11 protein-coding genes and 1 pseudogene are annotated in these 11,242 nt (G+C 61.6%); 7 read left to right on the top strand and 5 right to left on the bottom strand.

Going from position 1 to position 11,242, the window contains the following annotated elements; all coding sequences use genetic code 11:
• The 4 genes from AACR77_RS09675 to AACR77_RS09660 all read left to right on the top strand — a co-directional run.
• The coding region (locus AACR77_RS09675) for a bifunctional metallophosphatase/5'-nucleotidase (protein WP_042881076.1) at positions 1 to 1,230 on the top strand (1,230 nt) is incomplete at its 5' end.
• A gap of 279 nt (positions 1,231 to 1,509) precedes the next feature.
• Positions 1,510 to 3,153, top strand: coding sequence for a hypothetical protein (locus AACR77_RS09670; protein WP_042881074.1), 1,644 nt, complete (start codon positions 1,510 to 1,512; stop codon positions 3,151 to 3,153).
• 130 nt (positions 3,154 to 3,283) lie between these two features.
• Positions 3,284 to 3,787, top strand: a complete 504-nt coding sequence (locus tag AACR77_RS09665) for a M48 family metallopeptidase (RefSeq protein WP_042881073.1) — start codon at positions 3,284 to 3,286, stop codon at positions 3,785 to 3,787.
• Positions 3,788 to 3,807: 20 nt separating this feature from the next.
• Entirely contained in the window at positions 3,808 to 4,620 is an 813-nt protein-coding gene (locus tag AACR77_RS09660; protein ID WP_052224797.1) for a DUF2927 domain-containing protein, read from the top strand.
• Positions 4,621 to 4,857: 237 nt separating this feature from the next.
• Here the strand turns inward: AACR77_RS09660 and AACR77_RS09655 are convergent, their stop codons facing one another.
• Positions 4,858 to 5,112: a DinI family protein gene (locus tag AACR77_RS09655; RefSeq protein ID WP_042881069.1), complete on the bottom strand. Its 255-nt coding sequence runs from the start codon at positions 5,110 to 5,112 to the stop codon at positions 4,858 to 4,860.
• A gap of 225 nt (positions 5,113 to 5,337) precedes the next feature.
• On the opposite strand from AACR77_RS09655, the gene AACR77_RS09650 reads away from it, so the two are divergent.
• Together AACR77_RS09650 and ykgO are read left to right on the top strand one after the other, a co-directional pair.
• A complete protein-coding gene (locus AACR77_RS09650; protein ID WP_042881067.1) occupies positions 5,338 to 5,607 on the top strand; it encodes a type B 50S ribosomal protein L31 in 270 nt (89 codons plus the stop codon).
• Positions 5,604 to 5,729, top strand: coding sequence for a type B 50S ribosomal protein L36 (gene ykgO / locus AACR77_RS09645; RefSeq protein WP_010674479.1), 126 nt, complete (start codon positions 5,604 to 5,606; stop codon positions 5,727 to 5,729). The genes AACR77_RS09650 and ykgO overlap by 4 nt, the downstream gene beginning before the upstream one ends.
• Before the next feature lie 68 nt (positions 5,730 to 5,797).
• Here ykgO and araC read toward each other — a convergent pair whose 3' ends face one another.
• The 4 genes from araC to AACR77_RS09625 all read right to left on the bottom strand — a co-directional run bounded on the left by araC (position 5,798) and on the right by AACR77_RS09625 (position 10,438).
• Complete coding sequence (gene araC / locus AACR77_RS09640) at positions 5,798 to 6,709, bottom strand: arabinose operon transcriptional regulator AraC (RefSeq protein ID WP_039040092.1); 912 nt, start codon at positions 6,707 to 6,709, stop codon at positions 5,798 to 5,800.
• A 132-nt stretch (positions 6,710 to 6,841) separates the two neighbouring features.
• Positions 6,842 to 7,843, bottom strand: a complete 1,002-nt coding sequence (araH, locus tag AACR77_RS09635) for an L-arabinose ABC transporter permease AraH (RefSeq protein WP_010674477.1) — start codon at positions 7,841 to 7,843, stop codon at positions 6,842 to 6,844.
• 48 nt (positions 7,844 to 7,891) lie between these two features.
• Entirely contained in the window at positions 7,892 to 9,388 is a 1,497-nt protein-coding gene (araG, locus tag AACR77_RS09630; protein ID WP_010674476.1) for an L-arabinose ABC transporter ATP-binding protein AraG, read from the bottom strand.
• A 66-nt stretch (positions 9,389 to 9,454) separates the two neighbouring features.
• On the bottom strand, positions 9,455 to 10,438 hold the full coding sequence (locus AACR77_RS09625) for an arabinose ABC transporter substrate-binding protein (protein WP_039040094.1): 984 nt from the start codon (positions 10,436 to 10,438) through the stop codon (positions 9,455 to 9,457).
• A gap of 360 nt (positions 10,439 to 10,798) precedes the next feature.
• On the opposite strand from AACR77_RS09625, the pseudogene AACR77_RS09620 reads away from it, so the two are divergent.
• Positions 10,799 to 11,242: pseudogene (locus tag AACR77_RS09620) on the top strand (ribulokinase); the annotation flags it as partial.

Genomic DNA, 11,242 nt, shown 5'->3' with positions numbered 1-11,242 from the left:
CTGCCGCAGCTGTTTGACGCGAGCCGCCCCTGGCACAAGCGCGTCATCGACGACGTGCCCTTCGCCCTGCTTGGCATCACGCTGCCGCAGATGGCCGCCATCGCGAGCCCCGATCCCCACACCCGTTTCCACGGTATCGAAGAGACCTTGAGCCGCGCCCTCGGCGAGATCAAGGCCGCCGGCATCCAGCACATTATCCTGCTCAGCCACCTGGGTCTGGCGCAGGACAAGCGACTGGCGACCCGCTTCCCCGAGCTCAGCCTCATCGTCGGCGGGCACACCCACAGCCTGCTGGGGGATCTGGCGCCGCTCGGGCTCGACAGCGAAGGCAACTATCCCCTCATGGTGAACGGGGTGGCCATCCTGCACGCCGCCCACAGCGCCCTCTGTCTCGGGGTGTGCGAACTCACCTTCGACGAGCAGGGACGCGTGTGCCAAAGCCGCGGCCAGCTGGAGTGGTTACCCTGGGATCCCTGGCCCTTTGCTTCCCCGCCTCCTGCAGGGCTGCACTTCTGCGAACCGGCCCCCGAGCTCGAGCAGCATCTGACCAGACGCTATCGCCCCGAGCTCGAAACCATGACCCGGCGCGTGGTGACCCGGCTCGCCGATCCGCTCCATCACCAGCGCCTGCCCGATGCCAGCCTGCCCGCCGGCAGCCAGGTCGCCCCCCTGGTAGCGAGTGCCATGCTGGCCAGTGCCCGCGAACAGGTGGGTCAGGTGGACTTTGCCCTGCACAATGCCGGGGGCGTGCGCTGCTCCCTCGAGCCCGGCCCCCTGACCGAAGCAGACGTTGCCGGACGCCTGCTGCCCTTTGCCATTCCCCTCACCCTCTACCGGGTGCACGGCCATGAACTGGCCGAAGCGCTGGAGGGGGCCATCGACAACGCCACCAACAATGGTGTGACGGGCAATGGCAGCGGCAGCTTCCCCTATACCGCCGGGGTGCGCTTCTGCTATCAGGCCGACAGACCCAAAGGGGAGAGGATCACTCGCCTGGAATGGGAAGTCAGCCCAGGTCAGTGGCAGCACGTCGAGCCGGATGCCATCTATCGCGGGGTCTCCAGTGCCTATACTGCCTCCGGCAAGGAGGGCTACACGGCCCTTGCCCGTACCCTGACCCAGCACAATCAGGAGCTCGGTATCACCCTGGCGGATGCCTTCCTGCGCTGGGCACGCCACCTGCCGGAGCTCAGCCCCCTGCCGGCCCTGGTGGAGTATCACGGCCAGTGAATCTGGCACCGACCCATCCCGGGTCGGTGCCGCCTTTCCCCCGTATAGGGTAATCCTGGTCCGCTCCCAGGCGCAGGCCCCCTACCATGCAACCTCAGGCTGTGACGCCCGACTGCGCCGGCCCTGTCTTGTGATGGGGCCTGCCAGTGCAGCCAGAGGCGTGAAAACGATACTTTTACGAATTATTTCAGGTGCCTACACTTCTTCCATTGCATCGTGCAGCCCGGCTCGGCAAGATAAGCCCGCTTTTTCAGTCTTTCCCGCAGGAACAGGTCACCCATGAATCATGCCATCCGTTTTACCCCGCACCGCCACAATCCCGGGATCAGGCCGTCGGTCATCTTGCTCACCGCCCTGATGGCTCTGCTGTTCTGTCTGCGCAATCCGTTGTTCCACGGCATGGCCCCGGGATTTGATGCCTCCCTGTTTGCGGTGATGGGCAAGATGTGGAGCGAGGGGGGCGTACTCTATCGGGACATGATCGACATCAAGGGTCCCATGATCTTCGCCCTCGATGCACTGGGCTATGGCCTTGGTGGCTTCTTCGGGATCTGGCTGCTGGAGTGGGTGCTCTGCTGGCTGGGCCTCATGGCGAGCTGGCAGGCTTTTTCGCAGCTCGGGCTCTCGGTGCGGGCGCGACTTGGCAGCATGCTGGCCCTGCTGGCGCTCTACAGCACTCGCTACTACTACGGCAACATGACAGAGGACTGGACATTCCATCTGGCCCTCATCGCCCAGTGGGCTTTCATCACCATGCTGCTGAACAAGCGATTCAGCTGGGGACCGGCCCTGGTCGCCGCACTCACCTTCGCCATCGTGGCCTGGATGCGCACCAACAACGGCGCCTTCTGGGGTGCCTGGTATCTGGTGCTCTTCTGTCACTGGTGCCTGCGCGAGCAGTGGCGCTGCGCCTTTGCCCTGCTCTTTTCCAGCCTGCTTGGACTGGCCCTCGTCGGCGGCCCGCTCTATGCCTACTTCCAGCACCACGACGTGTTGGCCGAGTTCAAATACTACGCCTTCGGCATCTTCTTCGAAGGGAGCTACGGCAACGGCTTCTCTCCTGAGGTGGGCGCCGTCGGTCTGCTGCGCACCGGCCTCATCATGCTGCTGCCCGCCTTCCTCGTCCTGATGCTCGGGCGCCGCCAGGAGTGGTATCTCCCGGCGCTGTGCGCCACCCTGCTGGGGGTGCTGTTCACCCTGATCGCCAACTCGGTCTCCGGCCATGTGTTCGATCACTATGACGTGCTCTATCTGCAGCTTGGCCTGCTGCCGCTCGCCTGCCTGCTGGACAGAAGCGAGCAGCGATCCGATGGCCTGGGGCTGCTCTGCATCTCCCTGGTGGTGCTGACCGCCAGCTGGCTGCTGGCCCAACAGCTCGGTTACGGCTGGAGCACCAAGGAGTGGTCTCTGGAGCGTGTGCGCGAGGTGCTCGGCAACAGCCTGCTGTGGGCCTTGCCCGTGCTCATTCTGGTCCCGCTCTGGCGCGCCTGGGACGTGCGAAGCGCCACCCCCTGGCTCGCCTCGCTGGCCATGCTGGTACTGCTGGTCAACAACGCCTGGGAAGGCAATCTCAAGGGCAGGCCGTTCAATCCCCCCGCCCAGGTCAGGGTTGACCGTATCCTCGCCGAGACGGCGCCTACCGACAAGATCTGGGTCGATGGCATCCAGCCGCAATACTACCTCTGGACCGATCGCCAGCCGGCTTCCGCCTATCTGTTTTTTGCCAACGTCAACCCGCCTTACGATGTGCGCGAGCGGGTGCTGGCTGACATCCAGCGCCAACAACCCAAATTCATCATCGCCAAACCGGAACGGGTGGCACAGGAGCTCAAGACTCCGACCTCCCCCTCCCACCTTGCCTTCTACCAGTATCTGGCAGGTCAGTATGAAGAGGCGGACCCGGGCCTGTACCGGCGCCGCTAATCAGGCACACAGAAGGGGCCATCCTGGTGATGGCCCCTTTTCGTTGTCGTCATAAAGAGGGGGCCGACCATGTTCAAGGGGCCCCATCCTGACTACAATGGCGCTCTTTTTTGCGGCAGAGGGAAGAATCATGGCGGAGCTGACTTATCTGGGGGGCTATCCGGAGCCACTCAAGGCTCAGGTACAGCAGTTGATTGCGGCGGGCAAACTCGGCGAGATGCTGGCCAAGCGCTACCCGCAAACCCACCTCGTCCAGAGCGACAAGGCGCTGCTCGCCTATACCATGGAGCTGAAGAACCGCTACCTGAAAAGCTCGGCGCCACTTTCCAAGGTGATCTTCGACGGCAAGATCAACGTGATCAAGGATGCCCTGGGACTGCACACCTATGTCAGCCGGGTGCAAGGCAGCAAGCTCAAGGCCAAGAACGAGATCCGCATCGCCGCCCTGTTCAAGGAGGCCCATCCCGCCTTTCTCAAGATGATAGTGGTGCACGAGCTGGCCCACCTGAAGGAGAAGGATCACAACAAGGCTTTCTACCAGCTCTGCCAGCACATGGAACCGGACTATCATCAACTGGAGTTCGATCTCAGGCTCTGGCTCACCTGGCGTGATATCGAGCGTACCACCCGCTGATCCCCTTGCAAGGAGGCAAGATGCGCCCATGGCACACACCTCTCCAGTCCGTTCGCCATGGGCACTGGTTGCTCCCGGGGCTGATGCTCTGGCTCTTCTCACTGCCGCTGTCGGCCACCGAACGCTGGCAGCGTGATGACTACCTTGTCCAGAGCTTCATGGAAATCGCCATGAAACGGGAGTATGGCCATGAACAACAGGAGCACTTCTCCCGCTGGCCGGGCCCCGTGCGTCTCAAGCTCGTCAACGAATTCGGCGACAAGCCGCTGCAGGCCGAGGTCGTCAAGGTACAGACCCGTCACCTGAGCAGGATCACCGGTCACCCCATCGAGATTGTCAGCGACAACCCCAATCTCACCCTCATCATGACCCGGCACAAACAGATGGCGAGCTGGGCTGCGCGCACCATGCGCCAGGACGAGTCGGTGCGCATCGCCCTCAAGGAGGGGATCTGCCTGGCCAATTTCGCCACCAACGCTCGCTACGAGATCACCCGTGCCACCATCATCATTCCGGTGGATTACAGCCGGGCAAAAGGCCGTTTTCTGGATTGCGTAGTGGAAGAGCTGAGCCAGGTGATGGGGCTGCCCAACGACTCGGACAAGGTGTTCCCCTCCATCTTCAATGACAGCAGCATCGACAGCTTTCTGACCGGGCTAGACTACGTGTTGCTCAGGCTTGCCTACCACCCGGCATTGCAACCGGGCATGACGGCGGACGAGGTACGCGCGGCGCTCCCCACCGCCCTCAAGGCACTGCGTGCCAATGGCGACATCGCACAGGCCACCCAACGGGTGCAGGTAGACAGCCTCAAGCGTTGGGCGGGACTCTGAGCGCAGCCAGAAACATTACTCTTTCGCCTTTCACCTTTCGCCTTTCGCCTTTCGCCTTTCGCCTTTCGCCTTTCGCCTTCATGGTCATGCGCTTACCCCATCAACGCAACACGCAGCCCGAGGCTGCGTGTTTTGATGAGCGGTTCGGCAAAGCCGATACAGGGATCATCACCCGACTGGAGGTTCCTCCTCGCGCCCTGGTGGATCACGACGATGTTTGCCGCTGAGAGCTTATCTTCAGGCCTCCAGAGCCTCTTCTTCCGGTATCCAGCTATCGGCGTTTTCCCACACCTCCTGCACCATGGCTTCGGCCAGCTCCTTGTCTTCCTTGCTGGCGCGACTGACCGTCAGAGCCATGGCACTACCCGGTGCCACCCGCACATGCAGATCGGGAAAGCGCTCACCCAGTTGCTTGAGCAGCTCCTGGCGCAAGGCCTCCATGGTCGAGGTGGGGATCTGGTGTTTTCTGTCGATGATGATTTCCAGGCGCATAGGGTACGTCTCCATGATAGTTTACTGTATTTTTATACAGTAATTTTAAAAAGTAAAGATGGTGGCTGCACATAGGCCCTCACCGCCCATGCCTTCTTGCTGACGATGTGCAGCCGAACGGCCCCGATTTTCCCCCATCGCTGTCATCATGGAAAAAACAGTTGATATTGATTCTCATCCATCGCATTATTAATGGCGTGTTATAACATAACAACAGAGGCAATCATGCGCCCCCATATTCACCCTGAATACCGCAAGGTTCTGTTCCACGATCTCGCCAGCAATACCTACTTTCTGATCGGCTCCACGCTGGCCACCGATCGCACCAGAGAGTGGGAAGATGGCAACACCTACCCCTATGTGACGCTGGATGTCTCCAGCGCGTCCCACCCCTTCTATACCGGCAGACAGAAGCAGGTCGGCAAGGAAGGTCAGGTCGCTCGCTTCGGCCAGCGATTCGGTCAGTTCTTCAGCAAAGGAAAAGAGAAACAATGAAAGTCCTCGCCTCCCTGAAATCCGCCAAGTCGCGTCACCCGGACTGCCAGATCGTGCGTCGACGCGGCAAGTTGTTCGTCATCTGCAAGAGCAATCCCAGGTTCAAGGCTCGTCAGGGCTGATTGCGCATCCGCCCCTCATGGATAACAAAAGCCCTCGTCATGAGGGCTTTGTCATCTCTGGGCTCTGCTCACAGCGGGGTGGCGCACTTGCGGTATTCGGTGGGGCTGACTCCTACCCGCTTTCGGAATACCCGCGAGAAGTAGAGCTGATCGTCATAGCCCACCTGCTGGCCTATGGTGGCGACCGACAGCGGCGTGGTCTGCAGCAGCAGCTTGGCCCGCATGATGCGCTGATCCTCGCGCCAGCGCACTATGCTCACCCCCACCTGCTCGCGAAACAGGTGCGCGAGGCGCGAGGGGGACAAGAAGACCTGCTCCGCCAGCGCTTCCACCGAGATCTCGGCCGAGAGGGACTCGCTCAGGATCTGGCACGCCTCGTGGACCCGGTGATCGATGGCGGGATAGGCATTCTGGGACGATGCCTCGTAGCAGCGGATGAGCAACCGCTCCAAGAGGTTCATGGCCAGTTGCTCCGACATGGGCCGCAGCTGCTTGTGGGTTTCCTCGATGTCGAGGAAGAGGGCGTCGAATTCGGTGAGCAGCTGGTTGTCCGCCAGTTGCAGTCGCCCCACCTGCTCCGTCACCTGGGGCCACTTGAGCCAGTCAGCCCAATAGGCCCGCGGACGGAAATAGACCCAGCGGTGATACCACTCTCGGGCATCCGGCGCCCGGCCGTAATGGTGCACCGCCGCGGGTGGAAAGAGCAGCAGGTCCCCGGGCTCGACGGTGAAGGCTTTGTCCCCCTGAAAGATCTGCCCCTTGCCCTTGATGGTCAGATTGACGATGAACCCCTTCATGCCGTGGGGCCTGTCGATGGTGAAATCCAGCGCGCTCCCCTGCTCGATGGGAGTCATCCCCGAGACCAGGAAGACGTCGAAGGCGTAGCCAGGCAGCAGGGGATTGAGTTGTTTCGGCTTCTCTTTTTGCATCGAGGACATGGCGGAAAACAGGGTTTCGGTAAAAAAGTCGACATGGGCCATTGTAGAGATCCGGCGTAGGAACCCCCTATGTTCGCAAGCTGTTCGTTGTGAAATTGTTGAACTGGCTCACAGCTTGCCGGGGAAAACACCGGGCCGGCGCGAGGCCGGCCCGGTGACGAGGAAAAACATCGCTCAGATACGGGCTTTGCGCACCTGCTTGTAGCGGTCGAACAGCACGGCGGCGAGCAGGATGAGGCCACGCACCACGTACTGGGCAAACGGGGATATGTTGAGCAGGTTCATGGCGTTCTCCATCAGCCCCAGGATCAGCACCCCGGCGATGATGTAGGAGATCTTGCCGATCCCCCCCTTCATGGAGACCCCACCCAGCACGCAGGCGGAGATCACCACCAGCTCGAAGCCGATGGAGGTCATGGGCTGACCCGAGGTCATGCGGGATGCGAGGATGATGCCGGCGAGCGAGGCGATGAGCCCGGTCATGGTGAAGATGATGATCTTGGTGCGCACCACGTTGACCCCGGCCAGACGCGCCGCCTCCTCGTTGCCCCCCATGGCCAGGGTATTGCGCCCGAAGGTGGTCTTGTTGAGCAGCAGACCGAACAACACGAAGCAGACCGCCGTCAGCCAGATGGGCGTCGGGATGCCGAGCAGAGCGGAGTTGCCAAGCTCGAAGAAGCCCTCCTCCACGATGCCCACCGCCTTGCCGTCGGAGATGATGTAGCCCACCCCGCGCGCCATCTGCATGGTGGCAAGGGTGGTGATGAGGGCGTTGATCTTGAATTTGGCCACGACGATGCCGTTGATGAGGCCAAAGACAAGGCCCACCGAGAGACCGGCCAGAATGCCGAGGGGGATGCTCTCGGTGGCGTTGATGCCCACCGCGCAGGCAACCCCGGAGCAGGCCACCACGGAGCCCACCGACATGTCGAACTCGCCGGAGGCGAGGCAGAACAGCATGCCGCAGGCCACCATACCCGACATGGAGACGGCAAGCCCGAGCCCCCGCATGTTGATCAGGCTGGCGAAGTTGGGGACCAGCACGCAGGCGAGCAGGAACAGGATGGCGAAGATCACCAGCATGCCGTACTGATCCCAGATGCGGGTCAGTTGCAGGCGGGTACCGCTCGCCGCGGTGTCGTTGGCGGCTTGGCCGACCGAGGTCGTTGTTGTCATGGTATTTCTCCTGAAAATTCCGGGTGCTATCTCGTTGCGGTCAGCAGATCAACGGGCCGGCATGGCCAGATTGAGCGCCTTGACCTCGTTGGCCTCGTCGTGGGAAAGCTCGCCGGCGATCTCCCCCTCCCGCATGACCAGGATCCGATCCGCGATGCCCAGCACCTCCGGCAGCTCGCTCGAGACCACCACCACGGCGATGCCCACCTTGGCCAGATCGTAAATCACGTTGTAAATCTCGTTCTTTGCCCCGACGTCGATGCCCCGGGTCGGTTCATCGAGCAGGATCACTTTCATGTCTTCCGACAGCCAGCGCCCCAGAATGGCCTTCTGCTGGTTGCCGCCGGAGAGGTTCATGATGGCCTGCTGGGGAGACGGGGTCTTGACCCGCATGTCGCGGATCCGCAGTCTCGCGTTCTCGTCTTCCCACTTCTGGTTGATCCAGAAGCCCCCCCACGCGTGGTGGCGGCGGGCGCTGATGTTGATGTTCTCCTGCACCGAATGGATGGGAATGATGCCGAGCGCCTTCCTGTCTTCGGTGCAGAGCATGATGCCGCTGCGAATGGCGTCGATGGGGCTCTGAATGACCACCTGTTTGCCAAACACCGATATCTCGCCCCCTCGAGGTGTCTCGGCGCCGAAGATAAGCTTCATCAGCTCGCTGCGCCCGGCCCCCACCAGCCCGAAGATGCCGAGGATCTCCCCTCTCTTTACCTCGAGCGACACCGGCGCCTTGAGGCCGGGCCCCATCAGGTGCTCCACCTTGAGGCCCGCCTCGCCTAGCGGCCTTGGGCTGTAGCCATAAATGTCGGTCAGCTCGCGCCCCACCATGGTCTTGACCAGCAGATCCCGGTCCACCTCGGCCATGGAAGCGAAGGTGCGCACGAACTGGCCATCCTTGAACACCGTGATGGCATCGCACAGGGCGAAGATCTCGTCCATGCGGTGGGAGACGTAGAGAATGACCTTGCCCTCGTCCCGCAACTGGCGGATGACCCGAAACAGCTGCTCAATCTCGCGGGACGACAGGCTGCTGGTCGGCTCGTCGAAGGCGATGACGCTTGCGTCCCGGGTCAGGGCCTTGGCGATCTCCACCATCTGCCACTGCCCGAGCGACAGGTACTTGAGAGGCGTCTCGGGGGAGACATCCATCCCGAGGCGTGCCAGCTGCCTGGCCGCATCCTGATAGAGCTTCTCCCGATCGATGACGCCGCGCCGGGTCGGCAACTGCCCCAGGTAGATGTTCTCCGCCACGCTCATTTCAGGGACCAGATGCAGCTCCTGATAGATGATGGCGATCCCGCTCTCAAGGGCATCGACCGTGTTTTGGAACACTTTCTCCTGACCCGCCAGCTTCACCACCCCGCGGGTGGGCGCCTGAAAACCGCTCAGGATCTTGAGCAGGGTGGACTTGCCGGCCCCGTTCTCTCCCATCAGCGCGTGTACCGTGCCCTGCTGGCAGGCGAAGGAGACGTTCTGCAGCGCCTTGACGCCGGGAAACTCCTTGCTGATGCCGCAAAACTCCAGATATGGAACTTGATTCATGAGATGACTCCAGCCAGCCGGCACGGCGCACTCCGCCATGCCGGCATGGGTATCAAGGGATGGGGATCACAGCCCTTTCTTTTGCAGCTCGGCCTTGAAGTTGTCGCGGGTGATGAGCACCACGTCGGTCACCTCGGTGAACTTGGCAGGCTCGGCGCCGTTGACGACCCAGTCATGGAGCATCTGGATGCTCTTGTAGCCGTGTACGTCCGGGCTTGGCAGCAGGGAGCCGAGGAAGCCGGTGGCGCTGGACTTGGAGAGCTCGTTCACCGCATCCACCCCGTTGATGCCGATGCCGATGACGTTCTCCGCCTTGAAGCCCTGCCCTTCGGTGGCGCGCACGCCGCCGAGCACCGTGTTGTCATTCATGCCGACGATGAGCCAGTTCTTCACCTCGGGGTGTTGCACCAGCATGGAGTTGGCGGCATCCAGCGCCCCCGGAATGTCGTTGCTCTTGGTGGGTGCGCGGAAGATCTGGCCCTCGGGGAAACCGGCGGCCTTGAGCGCGCCCAGGGAGCCCTCGACCCGGCGACGGGCGGTGTCGAGCTCGTCAGCGGTGATGGCGAGCACCCCGGTCGCCTTTACGTCCCACTGGCGCTTTTGCATCTCCTTGTAGAGCTCCTGCCCCTGACGCTCGCCAATCTTGGTGGCGGCCATCATCACCAGCGGCACCTGCTCCATGGGCTGGCCCTTGGCGTTGACGAACTGGTCATCCACCGTGATGACCTTCAGATCCATGCTGTTGGCCTTAGCCATGATGGCGGCACCGAGTTTGGGATCCGGGGTACAGATGACGAAGCCCTTGGCGCCATTCGCCGCCAGACTGTCGATGGCATTGAGGGTCTTCTCCCCGTCGGGGACGGCTATCTTGATCACCTCGAAGCCCAGATCCTTGCCCGCCTTGTCGGCGAAGTTCCACTCGGTCTGGAACCAGGGCTCCTCGGGCTGCTTGACCAGGTAGCCCAGCTTCAGCGCTTCGGCCGAGAAAGCAGAATTTGCCATACCAAGGGCGAACCCCATCGCGATCATGCCTTTAACGATTTTGTTCATGCGAATGTCTCCAACGGTTCTATCAATCCATGTATCCACGCAGTGCTGCTCGTTGAGTCAATCAAGTCGCAGCCATATAAAAACATGCTTAAACAGGACGTTATTGTTGTTGCTGGTTGAGCGAACCAAGTTGTAATCGTTTTCACAATTAAAAATGGAGAGCAGGATCACGCCATGAGATTGCAGCCATTTCGTCTATATAATTAGCAATTTCGTCACATATTGAATTTTAGAGAGCCGTCACCCTGTCGCACTGACAGCGTTAAAATCCATATTTCCAGCAGCCAATGGCTAACCGCCCCTCCTGCCCATCTCCTATGGTTCCCCCCAGTCACCCCTCATTGATGGTCAGGAGCACTTATGTCTGAGCACATCGTCATCGGACTCGATTTCGGCAGCGACTCGGTCAGGGCACTCGCCGTGCGCTGCCAGGACGGCGCCGAGCTGGCGACCCATGTCGTCTATTACCCGCGCTGGCAGGCAGGCCACTACTGCCAACCGGTCAACAACCAGTTCCGCCACCACCCCCTCGACTATCTGGAGTCCATGGAGCAGGCGGTAGTGGCGGTGGTGAGCCAACTCACCCCGAGTCAGCGCACCACCGTGCGCGGCATCGGGGTGGACAGCACCGGCTCCACCCCCGCCCCCATCGACAGAGAGGGGCGCGTGCTGGCCCTGCGTCCGGAGTTTGCCGACAACCCCAACGCCATGTTCGTGCTGTGGAAGGATCACACCGCCATCGAGGAGGCGGAGGCCATCACCGCCCTGTGCCACGGCGGCCAGTTCCCCGACTACAGCCGCTAC

Source organism: Aeromonas sp. ZOR0002 (genome assembly GCF_963866995.1).
In the GTDB taxonomy this organism is placed as follows: domain Bacteria; phylum Pseudomonadota; class Gammaproteobacteria; order Enterobacterales; family Aeromonadaceae; genus Aeromonas; species Aeromonas caviae.
The sequence above is the reverse complement of the archived record's forward strand: the minus strand, read 5'-3'. Positions and strand labels throughout refer to the sequence as shown.

What these genes read in the sequence shown, in the direction of transcription:
- AACR77_RS09660 (WP_052224797.1), top strand. Translation starts at nt 3,808, where the DNA reads ATGCGCCCATGGCACACACCTCTCCAGTCCGTTCGCCATGGGCACTGG.
- ykgO (WP_010674479.1), top strand. Translation starts at nt 5,604, where the DNA reads ATGAAAGTCCTCGCCTCCCTGAAATCCGCCAAGTCGCGTCACCCGGAC.
- araH (WP_010674477.1), bottom strand. Translation starts at nt 7,843, where the DNA reads ATGACAACAACGACCTCGGTCGGCCAAGCCGCCAACGACACCGCGGCG.
- araC (WP_039040092.1), bottom strand. Translation starts at nt 6,709, where the DNA reads ATGGCCCATGTCGACTTTTTTACCGAAACCCTGTTTTCCGCCATGTCC.
- AACR77_RS09655 (WP_042881069.1), bottom strand. Translation starts at nt 5,112, where the DNA reads ATGCGCCTGGAAATCATCATCGACAGAAAACACCAGATCCCCACCTCG.
- AACR77_RS09665 (WP_042881073.1), top strand. Translation starts at nt 3,284, where the DNA reads ATGGCGGAGCTGACTTATCTGGGGGGCTATCCGGAGCCACTCAAGGCT.
- AACR77_RS09650 (WP_042881067.1), top strand. Translation starts at nt 5,338, where the DNA reads ATGCGCCCCCATATTCACCCTGAATACCGCAAGGTTCTGTTCCACGAT.
- AACR77_RS09670 (WP_042881074.1), top strand. Translation starts at nt 1,510, where the DNA reads ATGAATCATGCCATCCGTTTTACCCCGCACCGCCACAATCCCGGGATC.
- AACR77_RS09625 (WP_039040094.1), bottom strand. Translation starts at nt 10,438, where the DNA reads ATGAACAAAATCGTTAAAGGCATGATCGCGATGGGGTTCGCCCTTGGT.
- araG (WP_010674476.1), bottom strand. Translation starts at nt 9,388, where the DNA reads ATGAATCAAGTTCCATATCTGGAGTTTTGCGGCATCAGCAAGGAGTTT.